This is a genomic window from Streptomyces boluensis (assembly GCF_009908195.1).
In the GTDB taxonomy this organism is placed as follows: Bacteria; Actinomycetota; Actinomycetes; order Streptomycetales; family Streptomycetaceae; genus Streptomyces; species Streptomyces boluensis.
In genome coordinates, this window is record NZ_JAAAHS010000067.1 from 1 (window position 1) to 25,857 (window position 25,857).

The 25,857-nt window shown below is 71.6% G+C and carries 24 protein-coding genes; 6 read left to right on the forward strand and 18 right to left on the reverse strand.

Annotation, left to right across the window (positions count from 1 at the left end):
* Positions 1–538: wax ester/triacylglycerol synthase domain-containing protein (locus GUY60_RS11805; RefSeq protein WP_223178683.1), on the reverse strand; the 538-nt coding region annotated here is incomplete at its 3' end.
* Positions 539–822: 284 nt separating this feature from the next.
* On the opposite strand from GUY60_RS11805, the gene GUY60_RS11810 reads away from it, so the two are divergent.
* The 4 genes from GUY60_RS11810 to GUY60_RS11825 all read left to right on the forward strand — a co-directional run bounded on the left by GUY60_RS11810 (position 823) and on the right by GUY60_RS11825 (position 4,152).
* The gene (locus tag GUY60_RS11810) at positions 823–1,683 is read left to right on the forward strand and encodes a serine/threonine protein kinase (protein ID WP_161696704.1); all 861 of its coding nucleotides are present in this window, start codon (positions 823–825) and stop codon (positions 1,681–1,683) included.
* A 26-nt stretch (positions 1,684–1,709) separates the two neighbouring features.
* Positions 1,710–3,239 (forward strand): serine/threonine-protein kinase, encoded by a 1,530-nt coding sequence (locus GUY60_RS11815; RefSeq protein WP_161696706.1) that lies wholly within the window; start codon positions 1,710–1,712, stop codon positions 3,237–3,239.
* A 170-nt stretch (positions 3,240–3,409) separates the two neighbouring features.
* Positions 3,410–3,754 carry an SH3 domain-containing protein gene (locus tag GUY60_RS11820; protein ID WP_161696708.1) on the forward strand — a complete coding sequence of 115 codons (345 nt, stop codon included), beginning with the start codon at positions 3,410–3,412 and terminating at the stop codon, positions 3,752–3,754.
* A 77-nt stretch (positions 3,755–3,831) separates the two neighbouring features.
* Complete coding sequence (locus tag GUY60_RS11825) at positions 3,832–4,152, forward strand: SH3 domain-containing protein (protein WP_161696710.1); 321 nt, start codon at positions 3,832–3,834, stop codon at positions 4,150–4,152.
* Positions 4,153–4,233: 81 nt separating this feature from the next.
* Here GUY60_RS11825 and GUY60_RS11830 read toward each other — a convergent pair whose 3' ends face one another.
* The gene (locus GUY60_RS11830; protein ID WP_161696712.1) at positions 4,234–4,917 is read right to left on the reverse strand and encodes an IucA/IucC family C-terminal-domain containing protein; all 684 of its coding nucleotides are present in this window, start codon (positions 4,915–4,917) and stop codon (positions 4,234–4,236) included.
* Between the two features lie 181 nt (positions 4,918–5,098).
* On the opposite strand from GUY60_RS11830, the gene GUY60_RS11835 reads away from it, so the two are divergent.
* Positions 5,099–6,163 carry a DMT family transporter gene (locus tag GUY60_RS11835; protein WP_187369991.1) on the forward strand — a complete coding sequence of 355 codons (1,065 nt, stop codon included), beginning with the start codon at positions 5,099–5,101 and terminating at the stop codon, positions 6,161–6,163.
* A 52-nt stretch (positions 6,164–6,215) separates the two neighbouring features.
* Here GUY60_RS11835 and GUY60_RS11840 read toward each other — a convergent pair whose 3' ends face one another.
* The 13 genes from GUY60_RS11840 to GUY60_RS11900 form a co-directional block, all read right to left on the reverse strand.
* Positions 6,216–7,427, reverse strand: coding sequence for a transglycosylase family protein (locus tag GUY60_RS11840; RefSeq protein ID WP_161696714.1), 1,212 nt, complete (start codon positions 7,425–7,427; stop codon positions 6,216–6,218).
* A gap of 105 nt (positions 7,428–7,532) precedes the next feature.
* Positions 7,533–8,510: an acetylxylan esterase gene (locus GUY60_RS11845; protein ID WP_161696716.1), complete on the reverse strand. Its 978-nt coding sequence runs from the start codon at positions 8,508–8,510 to the stop codon at positions 7,533–7,535.
* A 313-nt stretch (positions 8,511–8,823) separates the two neighbouring features.
* On the reverse strand, positions 8,824–9,609 hold the full coding sequence (gene nagB / locus GUY60_RS11850) for a glucosamine-6-phosphate deaminase (protein ID WP_161696718.1): 786 nt from the start codon (positions 9,607–9,609) through the stop codon (positions 8,824–8,826).
* A gap of 84 nt (positions 9,610–9,693) precedes the next feature.
* Positions 9,694–10,536, reverse strand: coding sequence for a sugar phosphate isomerase/epimerase family protein (locus GUY60_RS11855; protein ID WP_161696720.1), 843 nt, complete (start codon positions 10,534–10,536; stop codon positions 9,694–9,696).
* On the reverse strand, positions 10,533–11,678 hold the full coding sequence (locus GUY60_RS11860) for a dihydrodipicolinate synthase family protein (RefSeq protein ID WP_161696722.1): 1,146 nt from the start codon (positions 11,676–11,678) through the stop codon (positions 10,533–10,535). Before GUY60_RS11860 ends, GUY60_RS11855 begins: the two co-directional genes overlap by 4 nt.
* Complete coding sequence (locus GUY60_RS11865) at positions 11,678–12,829, reverse strand: Gfo/Idh/MocA family protein (protein WP_161696724.1); 1,152 nt, start codon at positions 12,827–12,829, stop codon at positions 11,678–11,680. The genes GUY60_RS11860 and GUY60_RS11865 overlap by 1 nt, the downstream gene beginning before the upstream one ends.
* A 277-nt stretch (positions 12,830–13,106) precedes the next feature.
* Positions 13,107–14,063 carry a formylglycine-generating enzyme family protein gene (locus GUY60_RS11870; protein WP_161696726.1) on the reverse strand — a complete coding sequence of 319 codons (957 nt, stop codon included), beginning with the start codon at positions 14,061–14,063 and terminating at the stop codon, positions 13,107–13,109.
* A complete protein-coding gene (locus tag GUY60_RS11875) occupies positions 14,060–14,959 on the reverse strand; it encodes a Gfo/Idh/MocA family protein (protein WP_161696728.1) in 900 nt (299 codons plus the stop codon). Before GUY60_RS11875 ends, GUY60_RS11870 begins: the two co-directional genes overlap by 4 nt.
* On the reverse strand, positions 14,956–15,840 hold the full coding sequence (locus GUY60_RS11880) for a carbohydrate ABC transporter permease (protein WP_312866266.1): 885 nt from the start codon (positions 15,838–15,840) through the stop codon (positions 14,956–14,958). The genes GUY60_RS11875 and GUY60_RS11880 overlap by 4 nt, the downstream gene beginning before the upstream one ends.
* The gene (locus GUY60_RS11885) at positions 15,837–16,802 is read right to left on the reverse strand and encodes a carbohydrate ABC transporter permease (RefSeq protein ID WP_161696730.1); all 966 of its coding nucleotides are present in this window, start codon (positions 16,800–16,802) and stop codon (positions 15,837–15,839) included. The genes GUY60_RS11880 and GUY60_RS11885 overlap by 4 nt, the downstream gene beginning before the upstream one ends.
* A gap of 90 nt (positions 16,803–16,892) precedes the next feature.
* Positions 16,893–18,143, reverse strand: coding sequence for an extracellular solute-binding protein (locus GUY60_RS11890; RefSeq protein WP_161696731.1), 1,251 nt, complete (start codon positions 18,141–18,143; stop codon positions 16,893–16,895).
* Complete coding sequence (locus GUY60_RS11895; RefSeq protein ID WP_161696732.1) at positions 18,140–19,540, reverse strand: sulfatase family protein; 1,401 nt, start codon at positions 19,538–19,540, stop codon at positions 18,140–18,142. The genes GUY60_RS11890 and GUY60_RS11895 overlap by 4 nt, the downstream gene beginning before the upstream one ends.
* On the reverse strand, positions 19,537–20,580 hold the full coding sequence (locus GUY60_RS11900; RefSeq protein ID WP_161696733.1) for a hydroxyacid dehydrogenase: 1,044 nt from the start codon (positions 20,578–20,580) through the stop codon (positions 19,537–19,539). Before GUY60_RS11900 ends, GUY60_RS11895 begins: the two co-directional genes overlap by 4 nt.
* Positions 20,581–20,701: 121 nt before the next feature.
* Between GUY60_RS11900 and GUY60_RS11905 the strand changes: the two genes are divergently transcribed.
* Entirely contained in the window at positions 20,702–21,880 is a 1,179-nt protein-coding gene (locus tag GUY60_RS11905) for an ROK family transcriptional regulator (protein ID WP_161696734.1), read from the forward strand.
* A 35-nt stretch (positions 21,881–21,915) separates the two neighbouring features.
* Here GUY60_RS11905 and GUY60_RS11910 read toward each other — a convergent pair whose 3' ends face one another.
* Genes GUY60_RS11910 through GUY60_RS11920 form a run of 3 tightly spaced genes read right to left on the reverse strand, consistent with a single transcriptional unit; the run spans position 21,916 to position 25,803 of the window.
* Complete coding sequence (locus GUY60_RS11910; protein WP_161696735.1) at positions 21,916–22,848, reverse strand: ROK family protein; 933 nt, start codon at positions 22,846–22,848, stop codon at positions 21,916–21,918.
* A gap of 37 nt (positions 22,849–22,885) precedes the next feature.
* On the reverse strand, positions 22,886–23,779 hold the full coding sequence (locus tag GUY60_RS11915) for a heparin lyase I family protein (RefSeq protein ID WP_161696737.1): 894 nt from the start codon (positions 23,777–23,779) through the stop codon (positions 22,886–22,888).
* Between the two features lie 2 nt (positions 23,780–23,781).
* Positions 23,782–25,803 (reverse strand): outer membrane protein assembly factor BamB family protein, encoded by a 2,022-nt coding sequence (locus GUY60_RS11920; RefSeq protein WP_312866267.1) that lies wholly within the window; start codon positions 25,801–25,803, stop codon positions 23,782–23,784.
* Between the last annotated feature and the right edge of the window lie 54 nt (positions 25,804–25,857).

Here is a 25,857-nt window from a genome sequence, read left to right on the forward strand (position 1 = left end):
GGGCGGGCAGGCGCAGGCCGGTGCGTTCCGGTGGCTGCGCGGGTTCCGGCGGCGCCTTGCGCGCGCGGGACGGCGGGTCCGGCAGCGGGTCCATGAGACCGGCTGCGAGCGTGAGGGCGCGCAGCCCGTCGGCGAGCGCGTGGTGGAACTTGAACAGGACCGCGAAGGACGTGTCGTCCGCGCCGGGCAGCACATGCGCCTCCCAGGGCGGCCGTGTCCGGTCGAGCGGCCGTTCCATGAGCGCACCGGCCGCCGCCTGGAAGTCCCGTGCGACACAGGCGAGTTGGACGTGGTGGGCCGCGTCGAAGTCGGCCGCCGGGGCGCGTACGGCACCGCCGAACGGAAGCAACGCGTCCCGGATGCGCAGCCGAAGCCCCGGTACGGAGCCGGAGCGGGCGGCGAGCAGCTCGGCGGCGCGGCGGGCGGCCCCCGGGGAGTCGGCGGTGAAGATCCCGAGCGCGCCCAGGTGCATGGGGTGCCGCTCGGACTCGATGTTCCAGAAAGCCAGGTCGAGGGGTGCGAGCAGGTCAGAGGTCATGGGCTGCTCTCGCGTCGGCGGCGGGGAGATCAGAAGTGAACCTCGCTCCGCCAACTACGGTAATGGATGTTCAGAACACGCAGCGTTACGACCAGATTAAGCATTGCCGCGGCGCCGCCCGATGCGCGTCAAGGCGACGGAGGCATCCACTCCTACGGACGCAAACCGGCGCGACGGGCCAGCCGTACCGGGGCCGGAACCGCACCCTTCCACCACTTTCCGAACCGTTTGGCACGCCTTGGGGTCCTAGACTCGGCAGGTGCCTGAGCAGGGGGAGGAAGGCATTGGACACGGTCATCGTGCAGTTGCCCGAACAGCAGGACCAGCGGCCGCGGAACCGTCCCGACCGGCCGCACCTGCTCCGCCTCGGCCCCGGCGACACCGCGGACTTCGGTCGCGGCGCCCCCGACGCCCCGGTTCCGGTTCCGCTCGACGACCCGTCGGTCTCGCGCCGCGCGGGCCAGATCGTCGCGGCGGAGGACTACTGGCGGCTCTCCAACTTCAGCCGTACGTCGACGTACGTGGTGGAGAACCTGGAGGGCGCGGGCGAGCACGTGAAGGTGGCGCCCGGTCGGGTCGGGGCGCCGGTGCCGTTCGAGTTCTCGCGGGTGCTGCTGCCGGGCACGGACGGCGAGGCGGCGTTCAAGGTGTTCGCGCCGGAGCACGCGTACCTGGACGCGGAGGCGCCGTTCCCGCAGCACGGGGAGCCCACGATGAGCCCGTTCACGCTCGACCCCACGTCGAAGTACTTCCTGGTGCTGCTCGCGCTCTGCGAGCCACGGCTGCGACAGCCGTCGAGCGCGGCCGTGCCGGGGGTCGGTGAGGTGGTGGAGCGGCTGCGGGGGCTCGCGGAGTGCGCGGGGCTCACCCGGTCGGCGGTCAACTACCACATCGACTACCTGAGTTCGGTCAAGCTGCGGCTGCGCGAGGACCGGTACGCGTGCGCGGCGCCGGACGCGGTCGACGCCCTCGGCGCCCCGGCCGGCGCCCCGGTCGGCGGCAAACGCGAGGAGCTCGTGGCGTTCGCGCTCCGCTTCGACCTCGTACGCGAACAGCATCTGCCGCTGCTCGGCCCGCGCCGCCCGCCGACGGCGCCCACGCCCCGGTGGGAAGCGGGCGCCGGTACGGGTGCGGGCAAGGGCTGACCGGTTCCGCAGGAAAGGCACACCGCATGGGGCTCGGCAGCACTCCCCCGATCACCGTCCCGTACGGCTACCGCGTCGGGTTCTGGCGCATCAACGAGCCGATCGGGTCGGGCAGTTGGGGCAGCGTGTACGCGGCGGAGCACGTCGAGGACGGTACGCGGGCGGCCGTGAAGTTCCTGCGCACCGATCTGCTCACGCCGGGGCAGCGCGGGGCCATGGACGAACGGGTGGCGCGGGAGGTGCGGTTCAGCCTGGAGGCCGACCACCAGCACGTGGTCCGCACCCACGCGGCGCACACCGTGCGCGACCCCGAGCGCCCCGGACTCGACGGCCTGACCGCCCTGGTGATGGACCGGGCCGAGCACAACCTCCAGGAGCTCATCGCCGGGGCGCCGGGCGGGCCGCTGCCGCTCGCGCCGCGCATCCTGCACGGGGTGGCGGCGGGCCTCGCGCATCTGCACGGGCGCGGCTGGGTGCACGGCGACCTCAAACCGGCCAACGTCCTGCTCGCCGGGGACGGTTCGGTCTGGCTCGCGGACTTCGGCCTGACCGCCGAGCTGGAGGGCACGCACGCGTACGTACCGCCGCTCGGCACACTCGATCACGTACCGCCCGAGTGGTGGTCGGAGCGCACCGGCGCGCAGGGCACCAAGGTGCGTCCCTCGGCGGACATCTGGGCGTTCGGGGTGGTGGCCCACCAGGTGCTCAGCGGGGGCCTGCACCCTTTCCCCGGCGCCACCGCGCGGGCGCGGGCGCTTGCCGCGCAGGCGTACGCGCGCGGCGCCGCGCCGCTCCGGCTCGACGCGTCGGTGCCGGCGGGCTGGCGGGAGCTGATCGCGGAGTGCCTGCGCCCCGACCACGCCGCACGGGCCCGGCTCACCGGGGAGCAACTGGCGTTACGTGTCGGCGAGTTGGCGGGCAGGCCCGCACGTCCGGTGCGGCCGGCGCGGCGTCGGCGGCTCGTGGTGCTGCTCGCCGCGGTGGCGACGCTGCTCGCGGCCGGTACGGGTTCGGGGCTGCTCCTCGCGTCGGGTGGCGACGGCGCTCCCGGCCCTGAACTGCCGCCCTCGAGCGCGCAGGACCTGGCGGCGGGCGCCGACGTACCGGCCGCGCTCCGCCCGCACATCACGAACACGGCGATGCGCTGCGCCGACGAGGCGGTCACGCCCGCGCTGATCGCGGCGATCCTGAAGGCCGAGAGCGGCTTCGCCACCGACGCGCACCGGGTCCGCCGCGGCAAGGACGGCATCGCGGTGCAGGAGTTCGGGGTCGCGATGTGGACGCCGAAGGTGTTCCGCGACTGGGCGACGGACGGGGACGGCGACGGCACCACGGACTACATGTCACCGCCGGACGCGATCGCCACGATGGGCTCGTACCTCTGCTACCTCGCCCGCTCCTTCCGCGAACACGGCCTGACCGACGACCTGCCGGGCCTCCTCGCCTCCGCGTACCGCACCAGCGGCAAGGTCGTCCGCGCGGAGGGCGGGGTCCCGGAGCGGACGCGCGGGCACGCGGAGCGGGTGCGGAGGTTCCTGGTGGAGTTCTCGGGGTGAGCGCGTCCCCGCCCTCGAGGGTCGGCGCGTCCTGACATTCGTCAGGTACCGGGCCCGCCCCGTCCCGCCGATGCTGGATCACGTAAGGGCAAGCAGCCGACGGACCGTCAACAGGCGGTGCGGGTGGGCTTGTCGACGGGGACCTCCATTACGGGGAAGGACCAACCACTATGCGTTTCACTGGCGTCAAGAAGGCTCTCGCCGGCTTCGCGGTCGCCGCCGCGACTCTCGGGGCCGTGGCCGCGACCACCGGCTCCGCGCAGGCTTCGGCTCCCACGGCCGAGCGGGCTTCGGCTCCCGCGGCCGTGCAGCAGGTCCAGGCGCACGTCTGCACCGTCAACGACAACGGGGTCAACTTCCGTGGCGGGCCCGGCCCGGAGTACCCGGTGCTCGGCAAGGTCGACCGGGGCCAGAACATGGACCTGATCGGCACGCAGGGCAACTGGGTGCACGGCAACCTGTGGGGCGGCCACACCGGAGTCTGGATCCACACCGCCTACCTGGACAACTGCTGACGCTCCAGGACCGACGGCAGGCTGTGCGGGTGGGCTTGTCGACGGGGACATCCACTACGGGGAAGGACCGAACCACCATGCGTTTCACTGGCGTCAAGAAGGCTCTCGCGGGCTTCGCGGTCACCGCCGCGACTCTCGGGGCCGTGGCCGCGACCACCGGCTCCGCGCAGGCTTCGGCTCCCACCGCCGTACAGCAGGTCCAGGCGCACGTCTGCACCGTCAACGGCGACGGGGTCAAGTTCCGTGCCGGGCCCGGCCTGGAGTACCCGGTGCTCGGCATCGTCAACCGGGGTCACAACATGGACCTGATCGGCACGCAGGGCGACTGGGTGCAAGGCGATCTGTGGGGCGGCCGCACCGGAGTCTGGATCCACACCGAGTACTTGGACAACTGCTGACGCTCCAGGACCGACGGCAGGGCCCGCATCCCGGTACCGGGGTGCGGGCCCGACCCATGTCGCGCGGGTACGGGCGCGGCCTCAGCCCCGCCCCGGCGCCCGGTCGAAGCAGCAGTCGCCGCAGACACCGCCACCGGGGCACCGGTAGTAGAGGCAGCAACTGCGCCGCCGGAACCGAGGGAGCGCGCCGAGGGTGCCCGTGCCGCGCAGCTCCGGGCGACAGAAGAGGTCGGCGCCGAGGTCGAGGGCGCGTTCCGCGACCTCCGGGCGTCCGGCGCTCCCCGCCCAGGTGTGCAGCGCGCGCACGGCGCCGGCGAGCGCGGAGCCCGCGTTGCCCCACAGGAGCGGCTCGGCGATCCGGTACCGGCGGCGCAGCGCGGCGGCGAGCGGCGCGAGGTGCCCCTCGACGAGCGAGTCACCGAGTGCCTCGACGGGCAGGGTGCGCACCGCGTCGAGCCACAGGTCGTCGGGGCTCGACCCGTCCGGGTCCCAGCTCAGCCGCCGCGGGTCGAGGTCGAGGACCCGGCCGTACAGCGCGGCCCCGCCCAGGGCCACGGAACAGAGCCGCGCGGCCAGGCCGAGCTGGGCCACGGACACCCCGATCCGCACCTCGGGCGCCGCGAGCCGCGCGGTCACCGTGTCGACCCGGGCGGCGAGCCGGGCACCGTCGCCCGCGTACACCTCGGCGAGCGGCACGGCCGTGGGAGAGGTGCCGGAGCGCAGCGCGAAGAAGCCGCCGACGGACGCGAGCTGTTGAAGATCCACCGCCCCATGATGGCGGGCGTGCACCCCTGGGTGGACGGGGCATCCGGTCTACTCCAACGGCAGTACGACGTAATGCCTGCCGTGGGACGACGACGAAGCGGAATGCGGCGGTCATTGTGGACGTTATGGAAGGCGACCGTTCACCACAGGAGCTGCAAGAGCAGGCAAGGAGCCGCCGCCGATGAGCGCCCTCGCACTGGCCGTGCTGCTCGCCCTTGTCTCCGCCGTCGCGTACGCGGGCGGGGCCATCGTCCAGGAACGCGTGGCAGCCAGCAGCCCCGCCGGTACGTACGCGCCGCTGCGCCGCACCGCCTGGTGGGTCGCGGTCGGGCTCAACGGCCTGGGCGCCGCCCTGCACGTGGCGGCGCTCGCCTTCGGACCACTCAGCCTCGTACAGCCGCTCGGCGCCCTGACCATCGTGTTCGCCCTGCCGCTCGCCGCGCTCCTGGTGGGCCGCGGCACCGGACGCACCGCCTGGCGCGGCGCGATCATGGCGACCGTGGGCCTCGCCGGGCTGCTCGCGCTCGCCGGTAACTCCGGGTCCGACTCGCTCGCCCGGCCGGAACGGCTGCTGCTCGGCCTGGTCACCTTCGGCACGGTCGGCGCCCTGATGCTCGCCGCGCACACCGCGCGGCGCTTTCCGGTGGTGCGCAGCGTGCTCCTCGCGACGGGTTCCGGTATCGCGTTCGGTATCGCCTCGGTCTTCACCAAGACCGTCACCGTGGACCTGACCTCGGGCGCCGGGCTGAGCGGCGCGAGCAGCCTGCTTGTGATCGCGGTCCTCGCGACCGGCGGGCTGCTGCTCTCGCAGGCCGCGTACCGGGGCGCGGGGCTCGCCGCGCCACTCGCGGTCGTGACGGTGGTGAACCCGGTGGTGGCCGCCGCCGTCGGCCTCACCCTCTTCGGCGAGACGTTCCGGTACGGCACGGTGGGCACGGTCGTCGCGCTGCTGTTCGGCGCCGTGGCGGCGGGCGGCCTGGTCCTGCTGACCACGGAGCGCATCGGCCGTACGGAGCGGAACACGGTGTCACAGCCGCCCGAGCCGCCGTCGGTGGCCGTGCGGGACGCGGCGCCGCCCCCGGTGCCGGACGCGGCTCTGCCCCCGGTGCCGGACGACCCGGCGGCTCTGGACGGCCTCGGCGACCTGGACCCGGAGGAGCTGCGGCGCCTCGACGGCATCCCCGACCAGCCGCCGGACACGGACGACGGCCGGCTCGGCCACCACAGCCACCGCGTCGGCTCCTGACGGACACCCGCGCGTCCATCCGTCGCCGTCGCCCTCGTACTCGTCCTCGCCGTCAGATGCGCACGCCGCCCGCCCGCAGATACGCCAGCGGGTCCACGTCGGAGCCGTAGCCGGGTCCGGTGCGTACCTCGAAGTGCAGATGCGGTCCGGTGGAGTTCCCGGTGGACCCGGACCGTGCGATCCGCTGCCCCGCGCCCACGTCCTGGCCGGCCCGTACGGTGAGTGCCGAGAGGTGCGCGTACTGGCTGTACTTGCCGTCGCCGTGCCGGATCACCACCTGGTAGCCGTACGCGCCGCCCCAGCCCGCGGAGACGACCCGGCCCCCGGCGACGGACCGTACCGAGGTGCCGGTGGGCACCGCGAAGTCGACACCCGTGTGATAGCCGCTGGACCAGGAGCCGCCGGAGGCGCGGTACGGGGTGCTGGTGCTCGCGCTGACGGGGGCGCTCAGACTGCCGCCGCGCGAGTCCGCCCGCGACTCGGCCGCCTTCTCGACCTTCCGCTCGGCCTTCTCCTTGGCCTGCGGCTCCGGCTTCGGCTTCGGCTTCGGCTTCGGCTTCGGCTTCGGGCTGGGTTTCGTGGGGGTGTCGGCGCGTTCGGCGCGCCGCTCAGGGCCGTCGGAGCGGAGGGTGAGCCGCTGTCCGGGCACGATCAGGTCCGGGTCGGCGCCGACGACCTCGCGGTTGGCGGTGTAAAGGCCCTGCCATCCGCCCTTGACGTCCTGGGCGTCGGCGATGCCGGAGAGGCTGTCGCCGCGTACGACGGTGTACAGCTCGGCCCGGCCCGCGTTGGACTGCGGGGTGATCTCCGGCCTTACGGCGGGCTTCGCGGCGGGACGCGGGGCGGCGCGGCTCGCGTCGTGGGTCCGGAGGTCGGGGGCGGCGCCGCCACGGGCGAGCCCGGCACGCTCCGAGCAGGTGGGCCACGCGCCGGGGCCCTGGGCGTCGAGGACCTTCTCGGCCACCGCGATCTGCTGCTCCCGGTCGGCGAGGTCCGCGCGCGGGGCGTGCGCGGTGCCGCCGTACGCCTCCCAGGTGGACTGGGAGAACTGGAGCCCGCCGAAGTGACCGTTGCCGGTGTTGATGGACCAGTTGCTCGTGGACTCGCAGGCGGCGACCTTGTTCCAGGTGTCGGCGTCGGCCGCCTGTGCGGTGCCGCCGCCGATCAGCGGGAGAGCCATTCCGGCCCCGCCGGCGGTGACAGTGAGCGAGGCCCGGTTGATCCTGCTCGCCTTGTACCGGCGGTGCCGGCCGCGTAAGCCCATGAGAACCCCTGGAGATGGTTTCCGCGGGGGACACATCCGCGTTCCCCCGATGCGTCAAGCGCCGCAAACGTATGGGTATGTCGCGGCGCCTGACAAGAGGTCGGTTCACGGACCCGTCAAGTACCTGGGGAGCCAGCGCAGTTGAACCGTCTGCTGGTACGGTCCGCCGCCCTCGTGCTCGTTGAACTCGTACACCTCGATCCGCTTGTCGTCGCCCGCGTACGCGTTGAAGGCACCGAACACCGTCGACGGCGGGCAGGTCTGGTCCTCGAGGGCGACCGAGAACAGCGCGGGCGCCTGGGCGCGGGCCGCGAAGTGCACGCCGTCGAAGTAGGAGAGCGTACGGAAGACCGTGTCGGCGCCGAGCCTGCGGGACTTGAGGTACAGCCCGATCTCTTTATAAGGCGGATTGTTGGTGAGGCTCGCGGCGCGCGGGTAGTCGCACAGGAACGGCACGTCCGGGAACACGGCGGCGACATCGCGTACGAGGCCGCTCACCGCGAGGGCGATGCCGCCGCCCTGGCTGCCCCCGGCGACGGCGACCCGCGAGGGGTTCACCAGGGGGTGCGAGCGGGCGGCCTCGACGGCGCGCACCGCGTCGGTGAACACCCGCCGGTAGTAGTAGCCGTGCGGGTCCTCGATGCCGCGCGTCATGTACCCGGCGTACGCGGGCCCGCTGCCGACCGGGTCGGGGGTGTCGCCCTGCGCCCAGCCGCCGCTGCCCTGCCCCCGGGTGTCCATCACGAAGTGCGCGAACCCGGCGGCGGCCCACAGCAGATGCATGTGCGGAAGGCCGCGCCCGCCGCCGTACCCGATGTACTCGACGACCGTGGGCAGCGGTCCGTCCGCCTCGGCGGGCAGCACCAGCCAGCCCTTGATCGGGTGGCCGCCGAAGCCGGCGAACGTCACGTCGAAGACCCGTACCCCCGTGAGCGGCACGTCCACCGGTTCGAACCGGGCCGCCAGATCGTGCTCGCGCGCCTCGGCGAGGGTCTTCAGCCAGAACTCGTCGAAGTCGTCCGGCGCGGTCGACTCGGGCCGGTAGGTGCGCAGTTGGTCGAGCGGCAGATCGAACTGGGCCATGAGCGGCACTCTCCTCTGATCTGACATGTCGTCGGGCGACCAGTGACCACCCGTGTGGACCCTGGGGCCGACGGCAGCTTGTCCGATTCCAGGTCCAGGAGCTACAGGCAGGAGCACTTCAGCCCGGATCGGCGTCACCGGGCTCTCACCGGGCCCTCACCGGGCTCGCGGTCGTGGGGCGCAACCTAGCCCGAACCTCGCCCGGAACGGCTGCGCGGTCGCCGTCCACGACCACACCGCGAGCAGAACCCGAGCGCTCGTCGAGGAGTTCGGGCCCGCGGGAAGGGTGACCGTCAGTCCGCGGCAGGCGCGGCTACAGGCTCTGCCACGCGGGCTTCGCCACGTACGTCGCGCGGAAGTACTCCGCGAGCTTCAGCCCGGACGCGGCCGCCTCGTCGACGACGACCGTCGCGTGCGGATGCAGCTGCAACGCCGAGGCCGGTACGAGCGCGGCGACCGGACCCTCGACGGCCGCCGCCACCGCGTCGGCCTTGCCCTCGCCGGTGGCTAGCAGCACGAGGTGGCGGGCGTTCAGGATGGTGCCGATGCCCTGGGTGATCACGTGCTGCGGCACCTGCTCGATGTCGTCGCCGAAGAAGCGCGCGTTGTCGGCCCTGGTCTGCTCGGTGAGCGTCTTGATCCGGGTGCGCGAGGCGAGCGAGGAGCACGGCTCGTTGAAGCCGATGTGACCGTCGGTGCCGATGCCGAGGAGCTGGAGGTCCACCCCGCCGGCCCCGGCCAGCGCCTTGTCGTACGCCTCGCACGCCGCCTGCACGTCCTCGGCGCTGCCGTCCGGCCCCATGAACTGGTCCGCGGGCAGTCCGAGCGGCTCGACCACCTGACGGAGCACGGTCGCGCGGTACGACTCCGGATGCCCGGCGGGCAGGCCGACGTACTCGTCGAGCTGGCAGACGCGGACCCGGGAGACATCGACGGCACCCGCCCGCACCTTCGCCGCCAGCGCCTCGTAGACGGGCAGCGGGGTCGAGCCGGTGGCTACACCGAGCAGGGCGTCGCGCTTGCGGCGGACCAGGGAGGCGATGGCCGCCGCGATGAGCTCGCCGCCTGCCCTGGCATCCGGAACGATGACAACTTCCATGCGTGACCTGCCGTTTCCGAAGGGAGAGTGAACTAGACCCGACCGGCGTCACCGGCCTTGCGGTGCTGGGCCGCCAGCTGTAAGTCATGTGCCACCGGGGCGACTTCCAAGATGGGCCAAGTGGCGTTCCGTCACGGTCTTCAGGGTCTGCTCGCCCGGCGTGTCCCAGATCTGCTCGTTGAAGATCTCGACCTCGATCCAGCCGGTGTAACCGGCGGCCGCGACCTGATCGGTCAGGGTGCGGAAGTCGATGTGGCCGTCGCCGACGTGGCCCCGGCCGAGCAGGGCGTCGGCGGGCAGCGGCAGGGTCCAGTCGCAGACCTGGTAGGAGGCGATCCGCGGTCCGGCGCGCTCGATCTGGCGCGGCAGGTCCGGGTCCCACCAGACGTGGTAGCTGTCGACGACGACGCCCACCTGCTCCACCGGGTGTTGCTCGGCGAGGTCCAGCGCCTGGCCGAGGGTGGAGACGACCGCCCGGTCCGCGCAGAACATGGGGTGCAGGGGTTCGATCGCCATGCGGACCCCCGCGTCGCCCGCGTGCGGGGCGAGTTCGGCGATCAGGTCGGCCACCCGGGCGCGGGCGCCGGCCAGGTCGCGTGATCCCTCGGGCAGGCCGCCGACCACCATCACGAGCGTGTCGGCGCCGAGTTCGGCGGCCTCCTCCAGGGCACGAAAGTTCTCCACCAGGGCCGCCCGGTGCGCGACGGGCCCCTCGACGGTGAGGAAGCCACCGCGGCACAGGCTGCTGACGGCGAGGCCCGCGTCGCGGACCAGCTTCGCCGCCTCGGCGACGCCCGTTTCGGCGACCTTGTCCCGCCACAGGCCGATCGCCGGGACACCGGCGTCCACGCACCCCTGGACGGCTTCGGCGATGCTCCACCGCTTGGTGGTGATCTGGTTCAGCGACAGGCGCTCCAGGCCGCTCACGCGTCCACCCCCGAGACCTGGAGGAACTGCCGCATCCGGTGGACGGCGAGCTCCGGGTCGGGAAGGACGCCGGCCTCGTCGGCGAGCCGGAACAGCTCGGTCAGGTGGGAGACGGAACGCCCGCTCTGGGCACCGGCCACCATGGTGAAGTGGCTCTGGTGGCCGGCCAGCCAGGCGAGGAAGACCACGCCGGTCTTGTAGTGGTACGTCGGCGCGGCGAACAGGTGCCGGGCCAGCGGCAGCGTGGGCGCCATCAGCGCGTCGTACCGCGCGGTGTCGCCCACGTCCAGGGCACGCATCGCCGCGGCCGCGACGGCCGCGATGGGGTCGAAGATGCCCAGGAGCGCGTCGCTGTGGCCGACCTCGTCCCCGCGAATGAGGCGGGGGTAGTTGAAGTCGTCGCCCGTGTACAGGCGTACGCCCTCCGGCAGCGCGCGCCGCAAGGCGATCTCCCGGTCGGCGTCCAGGAGGGACACCTTGATGCCGTCGACGCGCGGTGCGTTCTCCCTGATCAGGTCGAGCACCGTGTCGGTCGCGTCGTCCAGGTTCGCGCCGCCCCAGTACCCGGCGAGCGCAGGGTCGAACATCTCGCCCAGCCAGTGCAGGATCACCGGCTGCGAAGCGGTGTCGATGACCTCTCCGTACACATGGAGGTAGTCCTCGGGGCCCTTCGCCACCGCGGCCAGCGCGCGGCTCGCCATCACGATCGGCTGGGCCCCGGCCTCCTCCACGACGGCCAGCTGCTCCTGGTAGGCGTCGATGACGGCGGGCAGCGAACGGGCCACCGTGAGCTGGTCGGTGCCGACACCGCAGGCCAGCCGTCCACCCACGGCGCGGGCCTCCGCCCCGGAACGGGTGATGAGTTCACGGGTGGCGGACCAGTCGAGGCCCATGCCGCGCTGTGCGGTGTCCATGGCGTCGGCGACGCCCAGGCCGAGGGACCACAGGTGCCGGCGGAAGGCGAGCGTGGTGTCCCAGTCGACGGCCGCCGGTGCTCCCGGTCCGTTCTCCGCCAGGGGGTCGGCGACCACGTGGGCGGCGGCGTACACGACCCGGCTGGTGATCGGTCCTTCGGGCGCATCGAGGGCCTCGGGGGTACGGAGGCGGTGGAGGCCGCTGGGAAGCCGCAGTTCGAGTCCCATCAGATCTCCAGTGCGGGGACGTCGAGGCGGCGGCCTTCGCGGGCGGAGCGCAGGCCGAGTTCGGCGAGCTGAACGCCCTTGGCGCCCTCAAGCAGGTCCCACTGGTACTCGGATCCGGTCACCACGTGCTTCAGGAAAAGCTCCCACTGGATCTTGAAGCCGTTGTCGAACTCGCCGTTGTCCGGCACCAGTTGCCACTGGTCGCGGAACGACTCGGTCACGGGCAGGTCCGGGTTCCACACCGGCTTCGGCGTCAGGGAGCGGTGCTGGACACGGCAGTTGCGCAGACCGGCCACGGCGCTGCCCTCGGTGCCGTCGACCTGGAACTCGACCAGCTCGTCCCGGTCGACGCGTACGGCCCAGGAGGAGTTGATCTGTGCCGTGATGCCGCCGTCCAGCTCGAACACGCCGTACGCGGCGTCGTCGGCGGTCGCCGCGTAGCTCCGGCCCTGCTCGTCGAAGCGCTCGGGGACGTGGGTCGCGGTGTGCGCGTACACGGAGCGGACCTCGCCGAACAGGCCGTCCAGCACGTACCGCCAGTGCGGGAACATGTCGAGGATCATGCCGCCGCCGTCCTCGGCCCGGTAGTTCCAGGACGGCCGCTGGGCGGTCTGCCAGTCGCCCTCGAAGACCCAGTAGCCGAACTCGCCCCGTACGGAGAGGATCTGCCCGAAGAAGCCGCTGTCGATGAGACGCTTGAGCTTCAGCAGGCCAGGCAGGAACAGCTTGTCCTGCACAGCCCCGTTGCACACGCCCGCCTCGCGCGCCATGCGGGCCAACTCCACTGCGGCGTCGAGGGATTCGGCGGTCGGCTTCTCGGTGTAGATGTGCTTGCCGGCCTCGATCGCGGTCCGGATCGCCTTCTCCCGCGCCTGGGTGACCTGGGCGTCGAAGTAGATCTGGGCAAGCGGATGGGCCAGGGCCTCACCCAGGTCCGTGGTCCAGTGCTCCAGGCCGTGGCGGTCCGCCAGTTCCTTCAGCTTGTGTTCGCTGCGGCCGACGAGGATCGGCTCGGGCCAGATGACGGTTCCGTCACCCAGGGGCAGACCGCCCTGCTCGCGGATGGCAAGCACCGAGCGGACCAGGTGCTGGCGGTAGCCCATGCGGCCGGTGACGCCGTTCATCACGATGCCTACGACATTGCGGGACATGCTCGTGTCTCCTTCTGAGGGGTGTGCAACGGAGCGCAGAAAGCGCTTTCTATCAGGTGTGCGAAGGTACCCGGCTCTGACGTGAAAAGTCGAGGGTTCGCGGTGCGGCAGGGCCGGCGCGGAGCGGTCGGGCTCGGGCGGCCTGCAGCAGGTCAGCGGGGCGGCAGGCCCAGCGGGTCAGCGGGTCAGCAGGCCCAGCGGGTCAGCGGGGCGGCAGGCCCAGCAGGTCAGCGGGGCGGCAGGCCCAGCAGGTCAGCGGGGCGGCAGGCCCAGCGGGTCAGTCGGCTTCCACGGCGCAGCGGAAGCCGATGTTGCCTGCGCTGCTGTCGGGGGTGTTGGAGCTGCGGGCGTCGACGCGGTAGCGGAAGCAGTGGCTCTCGTGGCACAGGTAGGAGCCGCCGCGCATCACCTTGCGGTCCCCGCTCGGTGGCCCGACGGGGCCGGTCCGTGGGCCGGTGGTGTGCCATGTGGGGTGGAACCAGTCGGCGCACCACTCCCACACGTTGCCGCAAGTGTTGTACAGCCCATACCCGTTGGGCTCGTACGCGTCGGCCGGTGCGGTGCCGAGGTGGCCGTCCGCGCCGGTGTCGCGCACGGGGAACTCGCCCTGCCACACGTTCATCCGGTGCACACCGCCGGGCTCTCGCTCGTCGCCCCACGGATAGCGGGCCTGGACCAGACCGCCACGGGCCGCGTACTCCCATTCGGCCTCGGTGGGCAGGCGTTTGCCCGCCCACTTCGCGTAGGCACGGGCGTCGCGCCAGGTGACGTGGACCACCGGGTGGTCCATGCGGCCGGCGATGTCCGAGCCGGGGCCTTCGGGGCGGCGCCAGTCGGCGTGCGCGACCTCCCGCCACCAAGGTGTCTCCGGTACGGGGCGGCCGTCGCGTACGTCGTCGGGCAGCAGGCCGGCGAACACGAAGGACGTGCCGAACCGCTCCGCCAGCGTCAACCAGCCGGTGGCGTCGGTGAATTCGGCGAACGCCGCGTTGGTGACCGCCGTCGCGTCGATCAGGAACGGGGCGAGGCGGATCTCGCGCACCGGGCCCTCTCCGTCGGCGGCGTACCCGTCGCCCGCGTCGGTCCCCATCAGGAACGTGCCGCCGGGCAGAAGCGCCATGGAGGGATGTTCGGACGGGGCGCGGTCGCCCTGCTCACTCGGTTCCGTCACGGGCAACTGCTGTTCCCGGCCGGTGTCTCGGCTCGCGGAGCAGCACGCACGCTGACGGGTCATGGCAGGGTCACCGGTGCGCCGCTCGTGCGGCTTCGGTGGGCGGCCTCGACGATCGCGACGATGTCGAGCACCTCCGCCTCGGGGACGTTGGGGGCGCCGTCGCGGCAGGCGTCGACGATCGAGGTGAGCAGCCCGGTGAGCATGGGCGGTCCGGCCTCGATGGTGAACTCCCGTGCTCCGCCAGGGCCGTTGACGCGCCCTGTCGTGAGCGGCGACCACTGTTCCTCGCCGCCGAGGGTCGCCGTCCGTCCGTCCGGCCAGGTCAGTGTGGTCCTGTCGCCGGTCGATGCATCGACGCGGGCGCATCCCGGTCCGAGTGCCGCGACCGCGAGGTCGACCAGGTGCACGCCGTACCAGGCCAGGAAGGGGTGGCCGGGCTGGGTGGGCAGCGGGCCGGTCAGGTCGACGTGGTCGGCCCGGCTTCGGTCGGCGGCGCGGCGGAACTCGGGGGTGAAACGCTTCGGTGAGCCCGCCAGCGGCAGGCACCCGTGGACACCGGCCGTGGCCAGCATGACCCTGGCGTCCTCCGTCGTGAGAGCGAAGCGCGTGTCGACGTAGACCGGCTTGCCGAAGGGTGCGAGCCGGGTGAAGTACCCGGCGTGGGTGCGGGCGTCGGAGGCGACGACGAGCAGGGCGTCACAGCGCTCGGCGACCTCTTCGGGGGTGGTGCACAGCGGCACCCCCAGGTCGGACACCTCCTGGGCGAACGCGTCGATACGGTCCCGGCTGAGCGGAAAGTCCCGGGCCGCCACTCCCTTCCAGGCCGCGGTGATCGTGCCGCCCGGTACGGCGCCGGTGACGCCGTCGCCGAACAGCCGGGTGAAGGACGGCGCGTGCGGGGAGTCGACGCCGATGAGTCCGAACCGTAGAGGTGGTGCCGTCTCGTCGTATGTCATCCCTTCACCCCCGAGGAGGTGACGGAGGCGACGATGTGCCGCTGCAGGGCGATGAAGATGACGAAGCAGGGGATGAAGCTGACGAAAGCGGCGGACATGATGCCCGCGGTCGACACGGTCTCGGTGTGCAGGGTGGCGAGTCCGACCGTCAGCGTGCGGGCCTCGTCGGTCTGGCCCACGACCAGCGGCCACAGCAGGTCGTTCCAGTGCCACAGGAAGACGAAGATGGCGAGCGTGGCGAGCACCGGCCGGATCAGCGGCAGCACGATCCGCACGAAGGTCCGCCACTCCCCCGCACCGTCGATCCGTGCCGCGTCGAACAGCTCGTCGGGCAGGTCGCGGACGAACTGCCGGATCAGGAAGACCGCTTGGGCGTTGGCGAGGGTCGGCATGATCAGCCCCCACAGCGTGTTCACGCCGTCCATCTGTGCGACGAGGACGAACGTGGGGATGAGGGTGGCCTGCATCGGCACCATCAGGGTGGCGACGATCGCCCACAGCAGCGCGTTGCGCCCCGGGAACCGCTTGCGTACCAGGGCGTAGGCGGCCATGGAGGCGGTGAGGAGGATGACCACCACGGAGACGACGGAGTAGACGAAGGAGTTGAACAGCCAGAGCGGGAACTCTCCGACCTCGAAGATCCGCGTGATGTTGTCGAGCGTCAGGGAGTCGGGGATCGCGTACGGCAGCGTGGGCGCGCCCTCGGGCGAGAGGGCGAGGACCACCACGGCGAGCAGCGGCGCAACGGTGAACAGCGAGATGACGGTGAGCGCGAGGGCGGGCAGCCGGTTACGGGGGCGGCGGGCGCCGGGGCGGCCGGTGCCGGGTCGGCCGGCGCCGAGGGCGGAGGTCTTGGCGGTCACTTGGGGCGGGGTGGTCACTTGGTCTCCTTGCCTTCGACGAGGCGCCGCTGGACGAGGGACAGGACGAGCACGATGACGAAGAGGACCATGCCGATCGCCGCCGCGTAGCCGAAGTCGAGGAACTTGAAGCCCTCGTCGTAGAGGAAGTAGATGAGGCTGTGGCTGGCCCGGTTGGGGCCGCCGCCGGTCATCACGTAGATGGTGTCGAACACCTGGAAGCCGATGATCGTCTCGATGACGAGGACGAAGAACATCACGGGCTTCAGCAGTGGGAGCGTCACGTGCCGGAACGCCTGCAGGCTGTTCGCCCCGTCCATGCGCGCCGCCTCGTGCACCTCGGCGGGCTGGGCCTTGAGCCCGGCGAGGAAGACGAGCATCGAGTAGCCGAAGCCCTTCCACACCGAGACCAGCGCGAGGCTGGCGAGGACCAGGAACTGATCCCCCGTCAGGAACGGGACCGGATCGACTCCGAGTCCGCCGAGCGCGGCGTTGAGCGGCCCGTCACCGTCGAAGATCCAGGACCAGACGATGCCGGCCATCACGAAGGAGCTGAGGTACGGCAGAAAGAGCACGGCGCGGAACGTGCCGCTGAACCGGACCAGTTGGTTCAGGAGCAGCGCGCCGGCCAGCGAGACGACGATGATGAGCGGCACGAAGACGAGCACGTAGCCGGTCGTGACGCCGAGGCTCTGCCAGAAGTGGGGGTCGTCGAACAGGCGCGTGTAGTTCTCGGCCCCGAGCCAGGTGACGTCGCCGTTGAGGCGGTAGCGCGTCAGGCTCATCGCGCCGGCGCCGGCGATGGGGAAGAACTTGAACACGGCGAAGATGACGAGCGTCGGCAGCACGAACAGGATGCCCGCCGTCGCCTCGCGACGCTTCAGACGGCGGACGGCCCGGCTGCGCGAAGAGTGGTGCGGGGGCTCAGGACTGCGGAGCGGTCGGCTGTCCGAGCCGGTGCTCGGAGGTGTGTGCACGGACATGGCGGCCTATCAGCGGGGAGGAGCTATCGGCGGGGAGGAGACGGGGGCGTGCGGGTCCCGGGACGGGGAGCGCAGGCACCACCGGCAGGTTCAGGACCGGGCGAGAAGGGCGCGGGCTTCCTCGGCGGCCTTCTTCAGAGCCTGCTTCGGCGTGAGGTCACCGCCGAGGGCGGCCTGGATGCTGGGCGCCAGCGCGGCCATCACCTGGCGGGCGGCGGGCGAGGGCTCACCGGGGTTGGCGTGGTCGAGCGCTTCGTTCAGGACCTCGAAGTCGGGTCCGGTGCCGGGCGCCTTGACGTCGGTACGGGTCGGGAAGGTGCCCGCCGCGGCGTTGAGCGACTCCTGCGCCTCGGGCGAGCTGAGGTAGGCGAGTACGTCGTACGCGGCGTCGCGGTTCTCGTCCTCGTTGATGGAGGTCAGGGAGAGCAGGCCGGGGTTGCCGTAGGTCGCCTGGACCGTGCCCTGGAGGGGCAGGCCGAGGGCCACGTTCTCCTTGCCGAGCGCGGCGCGCATCTGCTGGAGCTCGGGCAGCGAGGTCACGGCACGCATCGCGACCTTGCCCTCGGCGATCGGAGCACCCTCCACCGCGGGGCCCTCGGTCGCGGCGTCGGCGGGCAGGCCGCCCCGCTTCTTCAGGTCCACGAGGAACTGGAGGGCGGAGACGCCCTGTTCCGAGTCGAAGGCGACGTCCTTGCCGTCCTTGCTGAAGACCGTGCCCCCGGCCTGCCAGAGCAGCGGGTAGAACGAGAGGTTCAGCGTCTGCTCGGTGCTGCCCGCGTAGTCCATGACGGCGATGTCCTTCTTGGCGAGCACGGGGGCCGCCTTCAGGACGTCGTCCCAGGTCTTGGGCAGTTCGAGACCGGCATCGTCGAAGATCTTGGTGTTGTACGCGGTGGTGTTGATGTTCTGGAACACGGGCACGCCGTACAGCTCGCCGTCAAAGGTGGCGGCCTTCAGGGTTTCGGGGTGGAACGCCTTCCGCCGGCCGGCGACGGCGTCGTCGACGGGCAGCAGTCCCCGCACCTTGTTGTAGGTCGCGGCCTGGTCGGGCGTGATGAGCACGATGTCCGGACCGGACCCCGCGGCGAGGGCGGCGGATATCTGCGCGTCGCGCTTGTCGAACGTCTGCAGTTCGATGTTCAGGTCGGTGGCGGGGTGGGCCTTCTCGAACGCGGCCTCGGTCCGGGCCCAGTACTTCTTGCTCGCCGCCTCGTCCTTGATGACCGGGTACATCCACAGGGTCACCTCGGCCTTCCCGTTCCCGTCGGAGGCAGAGCAGGCCGAGAAGGCCAGGACGGCGGATGCGGCCAGGGCCGCGAAGCGGAGCGGTCGTGTCCTCATGCTGTTTCTCTCTCTCGGGGCAGGGCGACGGCAGGCGGCGGGGCGCCGGCTGCCGCGTCGGTCAGTGCGGCGAGGACGCTGTGGTGGCGAGGCAGCAGGGGATCGAAGTTCAGCAGCGGATCACCGGTCTCGCGCATCCAGCGGAGCAGCGCCTCGGCGAGGCCGGCCCGCACATGGCCGAGCGCCGGGTCCTCGGCACGGTTGTCGCACTCGCGCGGGTCGCGTACGAGGTCGTACAGCTCCAGAGCCGAACTGGAGCCGATGGTGGGGCCGTTGAGGACGGCGGGCAGGCTGCGGTGCACCCAGGACTGGGTGGGGTCCATGGCCTGCGGGGCGTTGGCGAAGTTGGCGACGAGTTTGTACGAGGCCGATCGGGCGGCGCGCTTCGGGTCGTAGTAGATGTGGTGGGTGAGTTGCCCGAAGGTGTGGGCCCGTGCCGGGCGGCCCTCTTCCACGACGGGGACCAGACTGGCGCCCTGACTGTCCAACGGCGTTGGCAGGACGACGAGTTCGAGCAGCGTGGGCAGGACGTCGACATGGCTGACCATGGCGTCGACGCGGCGTGCGTGCCAGGCGGGCCGGCCGGGGACGCGCATCATGAGGGCGACTTCCAGGCCGGGGTCGTAGAGGGTGCACTTGGCCCGGGGCAGCGCGAGCCCGTGGTCGGTGGTGAACACGACGATGGTGTCGTCGCTCAGGCCGAGCGCGTCGAGGTGGGACAGGATGCTGCCGACGCCCTCGTCCATGTGCCGTACGGCGCCCTGCAGTTCGGCGATCTCCTCGCGTGCGCCGTCGTCGTCCTGGAGGTACGGGGGGACGGTGAGCCCGAGGGAGTCGTCCGCGGTCACCGTGTCGCCGAGGAAGCCCATGACCCCGGGGCGGTCGTTCTTCGACGGTGTGCGGTGCGGTTCGTGGAATCCGACCTGGAGGTAGAAGGGGGTGGCCGACGCGGCCGCCCGGTCGAGCGCCTCGACGGTGCGCTCGACGACGGTGTCGCGGTCGCCGCCGCTGCGGACCCGGTCGAAGCCGAGCCGCCCGGCCACCACGTCGTCCGGCAGGACCCGTGACTCGTGGTGCACGCCGATGAGTTCGGTCGCGTAGCCCGCCGTGGCCAGGCGGTTGGCGAGGTGGGTCGACGGGTCGGTGAGATCCCAGCCGAAGGGATCGTGCGTGAGCCCGAGCACCCCGTTGGTCTGCGGGTACGTACCGGTGAACAGGGAGGCGCGGGCGGGGCTGCAGTGGGGCGCGGTCGCGAACGCCGCCTCGAACAGCGTCGACTCCGCCGCGAGGGCGTCCAGGTGCGGGGAGGCGACGGTGGGCACGTGGTAGGCGCCGAGGAACCGTCCCAGGTCGTGGCAGTGCAGCAGCAGAATGTTGCGTGCCGTGGTCGGGGTCATCCCATCCTCGCCAAGTCGTCGCGCGTCAGCGCGTGTTGAAGGGGCTCGCCCGCCAGATGCCGCCGGATCTCCGCCACGACGATCCGCCCGGCGCGCTGCCGCGAGTCGGCGGTCGCGCCCGCGACGTGCGGGGTGAGGAGGACGTTCGGCAGACCGCGCCATCGGTCGTCGACGGGCAGCGGCTCGCTGTCGAACACGTCGAGCGCGGCATCGATCCGGCCGGATGCGACCGCGTCGAACAGGGCGTCCATGTCCACGATCGAGGGCCGGGAGGTGTTGACGAACCGTGTGCCGTCCCGCATCGCGGCGATCTCGTCCGCGCCGATCATGCCGTGCGTCTCCGGTGTCGCGGGGGCGTGTACGGCGACTACGTCGCTGGTGGCGAGCAGGTCCGTCAGTCCGGTGGTGAGCTCGGCGAGCGGATCGCCGGCCTTGACGTAGGGGTCGTAGACGCGGACGCCGGCGCCGAGTGCCCGGCACATCTCGATGTAGCGCCGCCCCGTACGCGAGGCGCCGACGACTCCGATGCGGGCTCCGCCGATCTCCCGGGCCCGCTCGGAACCGGCGGCCGTCTCCCAGCTCTGCCCCGCGTGGAGCGCGTGGTCGTGACGGTGGGTACGGCGCAGCAGGGACAGGGTGAAGCCGAGCGAGAGCTCCGCCACCGCCGGAGCCATCGCCACTCCCGCCTGGGAGACGGGCAGTCCGGTGGCCCAGAAGTCGTCGCTGACGAGCCAGTGGAGCGAGGACGCGGCGTGCATGACGAAACGCAGGTCGGGTGCGAGCGCGAGGCGGGCGGCGTCGAGCCGGGGGAATCCCCAGGCGGTGACGAGGACATGCACCCCGTCGAGCGCCTCGCGGAAGGCTTCCTCCGTCCGCAGCGCGGCCGGATCGCTCTCGGTGATCTCACCGAGAGCTGCAAGAGAGTGGAGCGTCGGCAGCGGGAAGAAGGCTTCCTTCTCCTTGGCGGGGACGCTCAGGTGAATGCGGATCGGCGAGCCCGGCCGGTACTGGCCCTGCCCCACTCCGAGGTGGTGACTCATGCGGTGAAAGTTAGCCATCGCCCTTACTTCTGTCAATGACTGAATAAACTAGAATGGTCTTCCCGCCCCCGCCGTCAGGAGGGACTCAAAGTTGAGTGATCACGAGAAGGAACCGTCTGCCATGAGGCCACGCGCCGGGAGCAAAGCCCTGATCCGCGAGATCAACGAAGCCCTGGTCCTCGACGTCGTACGTGCGCAGCGTCCGGTGTCCAGGGCGCGCATCGCCACCGAGACCGGACTGAGCCCGGCGACCGTCACCGGCATCACGGGCCGGCTGCTCGGCGCCGGGCTGCTCACGGAGACCGACGCCGTACGCAACACACGGGGGCGGCCTGCCCGCCTTCTCGACCTGGGCACCGAAGCGGTGCTAGCCGCCGGGGTCAGGCTGTCGGACGCCGAGGCGTACGTCGTCCTGGTCAATCTGCGCGGTGACGTCGTCGCCTCCCATCAGGAGCCGCTCACCTCCACGCGCCCGCAGGACGTGGGCGAGAGCGTCGCCCGTGCGGTGCGCGTCGCGGCGGCGAGCAGGGCCTCCTCCGCCCTCATCGGTGTCGGCGTCGCCGTGTCGGGCGTGGTCGACCAGCAGGGCGGCATCGTCCGGCACAGCGGTTCGATGGGCTGGGAGAACGTGCCGTTCCAGCACCAGTTGGCAGCGCTCGTGGAAACCCCGGTCGTCGTCGTCGACAGTTACGTCAACTCCGTGGCCTCGGGCCTGCTGCTTTTCGACGGCAGGCTCGCCGGGCGCAACCTCATGATCTTCAGCGTGGGAGCGAGCCTGGGCGCGTCCGTGGTGGTGCAGGGGCACATCCACCGCGGGTTCAGCGGCACCGCCGGAGGGTTCGCGCACTCCTGCGCCGGTACGGGATCGGGACGGCCCTGCCACTGCGGCGCCGAGGACTGCCTGGAGACCTGGGCCAGCGCGTGGGGCATAAAGCAAGAGCTGGAGAGGCGCGGTGAAACGCCCGGAAGCCTCGTCGGGCGGGACGACGACGTCATCGTCAGCGCCGCCGAACAGCTCGGCGCCGCTGTGGCCAACGCCGCCAAGGTGTTCGGCCCGGAACGCGTCGTGGTCGCCTTCACCCCGGAGATGAACCTTCCGGCTCTCACCTCCCGTACCGAGGAGGTGTTCCGTCGTCAGTACGCCCACAGCACCACACCGCCCCCCGCGCTGGAACTCGCCGTGACCGGACCCTCCGACCACGCATCGGGCGCCGCCCACACCGTCCTGGCGCAACTCTTCACCGCCAGCACCTCCGACGGGGAGACCGCCGCCGCCCCAAAATCGGACACGGCGCGGTGACGGTGGTCCCGGTGCCCGCCACGTATCGGCGGTCATCAGACGACCGCTGCCGTGGTGAGCAGATCCCGGGCGAGCAGCCCTGCGCCCAGGCAGCCGGCGGAGTCGCCGAGGGCCGCCGGGACGATCGCGGGCAGCTTCTGGAACGTGACCCGTGCAGCCACTGCCGCGCGTAGGGGTGTGAACAAGGTGTCGCCGGCCTCGGCGAGTCCGCCGCCGATGATCAGTACGCGGGGATCAAGGAGCGTGAACGCGGTGACCAGGCCATCGGCGAGGGCCTCGACCGCCGCCAGCCACACCCTGGTCGCCAGCGCGTCGCCCGCATCGACGGCCCTGGCGCAGTCGGCGGCATCGGCGGCGGGCCCGCCGCCCGCGGCGGCCCAGGCGCGGCCGACCGCGGCGGCGGAGGCCAGCGCCTCCAGGCAGCCCCGCCCGCCGCAACCGCACGCGGGACCGCCGGGGCGTACGACGATGTGGCCGATCTCGCCGGCGCAACCGTGGGCACCGGCCTCGATCGCGTCGTCGATGCCGATCGCGCCGGCGATGCCGGTGCCGAGCGACACGAACAGGAACCGGCCGGTCCCCCGGCCCGCCCCCAGCCGGCCTTCGGCGAGGCCGCCGGTGCGGACGTCGTGGCCGAGCGCGACGGGGATCCCGCCGAGCCGCCGGCTCAGCAGCTCCCGCAACGGGACGTCACGCCAGCCGAGGTTGGCCGCGTAGACCGCGATGCCCCGCTCGGCGGAGACGATGCCCGGCACGGCAACGCCTGCTGCCTCCGCGGCGGTTCCGAAGTGCCGCTGTCCGTGGGCACGCAGGTCCGCCGCGAAGCCGAGTACCGACTCGACCACGGCGTCGGGCCCGCGATCCCGCCCGGTGGGCCGCCGCGCTTCATGCAGCAGCGCCCCGTCGAGGCCGACCAGGGCCGCCTTCATTCCGGTACCGCCCACATCAAGGGCGATGACATGCCTCACGGGAACGCCCTCGCGTCTGGTCCAGGGGTGCCAGGTCTCATTGCTGGGCGAGATCCAGGATCCGGATGTTGTCGTGGTGGACGATGCGCGTGGGCACGTCACCGTTCGCGATCGACTCCTCGGGGCGGTAGAGACCCCACTTGAGGTAGCCGAAGTCGGTCGGGTTCTCGGGGTGGAAGGTCTGCACGTTGTCGTACGTCTTGCGCGGCGTGAAGTCCGATTCGCCCGGCATCTTGGTGGAGACCTTGTAGTAGCCGGTCTTGTCGTCCGTCCAGCTCACATCCACCCGGAACGTCATCCACTTGTTGACGTACGGCCGGAAGTCGTCGACCACGTCGGCCTGGAGGCCGAGGAGCGGCGACCGGAACGCGATGCTGTTCCGCTTGGTCATCAGGTAGAAGGACGGCTTGTTCCCGCCGGCGTGCTTCCCCTGGAAGAAGATGTCACCGGTCTCCGAGTCGCCCGGTTCGTACGTCTTCCAGTCCTTCAGCAGCACGTCGAACTCGTACCGGCGCTTGTCGCCGACGTGGAGCTTCCCCTCGGGAACATCGTTGGTGGCGCTCTCGCTGCGCGGGGCCCCGTCGGAGACGTAGTCGGGGTTGTCGAGCGTCACCTTGTGGGCGATCGCGTGGTCGTCCCCGGACTTGACGACGTACGACGCGTCCTCGGCCTTGGCGTGGGTCGTGGTCAGGTTGGGGATGCCCGAATTCAGGCTGCCGTCCTTGTAGTCGACGTTCAGCAGAGTCGACGCACTGAGGGAGCTTCGGGGCTCGCCGGTCGCGGACCGGGCCGGGTCGTCCTGGCCGGCCTGGGCGGTGGCCAGGCACACCACCGTGAGCGTCCCGGCCAGTGCCGCGGCGGCAGCGGTCCTCGTCCTCGCCTTCGTCTTCCGTGTCGACCTGCGTGCCGTCCTGCGCTGTGCGTTCGCCATGATCAGCTCACCTTCCTGTCGTCGATCCGTACGAGGTTCCGGCCGCGCATCGTGTAGAGCCGGCCGTCGTCGTCCGCGTTGACGTGCGGACCGCTGTACCAGCCGCCGTTGATCTCGGGCACGACGTTGCTGACGGCGAAGGTCTTCGGGTCGAACCGGAAGAGGGTGGTGTCGGAGACGCCGTAGACCATTCCCCGGCTGGTGACCATGGCCGCGAAGCCGGGGCAGATGTCGCGGTGGTCGGCGGTGTGGACCACCTTGCGGGTCTTCAGGTCGATGACGAGGAAGCCGCCCTGCCTGGTGAGCCCGTACAGGTTGACGCCCTGGACCGCCAGTGCGGCCACGCCCGTGGTCAGGGACGTGGGGAGGTCGATGCGCCACAGCTCCTTCCCGGCGACCGGGTCGAAGGCGACGACGGTGCCGCGCGGCCCCGTCGTGGTGGGGTTGTCGCCGCCGAGGTAGGCGACGCCGTCCCGGCTGGTGACGGCGCGGACCGTCTGGTTCTCGTCGACCGGGTTGATGAAGGCCTGCTTCTTGCCCGTCTTCGGCGAGAACGTCCACAGCGAGCCGCCGCCCTCGGTGTCGGACTGCGCGGCGACGAGGAGCAGCCGGTTGACCGGGTCCTGGCAGACGTCGAGCGGCCGGTTCTGCTCGCTCGGGAACGACGCGATCTGATGGGGCTGCTTGTCGTTCGCGGGGTCGTACGCCCACATGCCCTGCGAGCTGTACTGGCCGGTGTAGAGCACGCCAGCAAGGAGCTCGGCGTCCTTCGCCTCGCCGGGCGCCCGGAGGTTGAGCACCTTGTCGGTGCCCAGTTCGTGGCGTGCGATGACGTTGTTGCCACCGACGTAGACGTACGTGTCGTCTGCGGCGATGCCCATGGCGGTCTGCGGGCTGAGGGGTGCGCCCGCCTTTCCGAGTTCAGTGATGACGGACGTACGGGCGGCCAGGTCGATCTCGCCGACGAAGCCGTACCCGGAGACGACGGTCAGTCTGCCGTCGGCGTGGTCGAGGCCCCAGATCTCGCCGAGGTCGGGGCCCTCGAACTCGACGGGGGCGAGCGCCTCGGTCGCCGTCGAGTAGGAGTACAGACCGGCATCGGTGGCGAAGTAGATCACGTCGCCGGCCGCGGTCAGGTTCTTGACCACCTTGCCGTCGGTGGACTTCACCGCGTACGAGGAGAGGTCGGCCAGGTCCATGACAGCGAGCTTGGCGGGCTCGGTCGACCCTGATGTGCTGACGACCAACTGGTCGCCGAAGACGGCGAGTTCACGCACGCTGGGGTCCTTCTCCAGCTCCGTCGGCGTGACGTTGGCGAACTCGGCCTTCGCCCGGTCGTACGCGTACAGCGACGCCTTGCTCGCCTCGCCGCCGCCGGACAGGACGCTGCCGGCGCCGAAGAAGACCGTCTTGTCCGTGGCCGCGACGGCCCTGGCCAGCGTGGCCTTCGGGTCGGGGATGCCGAGGTTGGTCATCTTGCCGTCGGCCGGGTCGTACATCCACAGCGCGGGGGCCTTCCCGGGTATGCCGCCCACGGCGTACACGGTGCCGTCCGGGGCGACGGCCAGCTCGCGGATGTCGCGGTCCTCGGTCCGGCCGACGCCCACGGCGGGCTTGTCGGGGGTGCTCAGGTCCCAGCGGTAGAGGTTGGGCTTGCCCTCGTCGCCCTTGGTCAGGACGCCGGCGTACAGGTACTTGCCGTCCTTGTCGGCGGCGAGCGCCTGGATCGAGTGCCCGTAGCCGATCTCGGTCTGCGAGACCACCTTGCGGGTCGGCAGGTGGAAGCCGATCACCCGGGTGGGGGCGAGATTGCGCGATCCGATGTAGACGGTGTCGCCGACCTGGATCCCGCTCATGAGCGCGAACTGCACGATGCCGGGGCCGAGATCGGTGACGCTGGTACGGAAACCTTCCGGCGCGGCCTGGGCCGTTGCGTTGAGCAGCGGTGCCGCTACCGCGGCAAGGCCGATACCGCCGCCGGCCCAGAGCAGTCTGCGCCTGCTCATCGACTTGTGTTGTCGCACGTGAACTCCTTCGGTCGTCAAGTGCGGGACATGTGGGGGGTGATAGCGCACAAG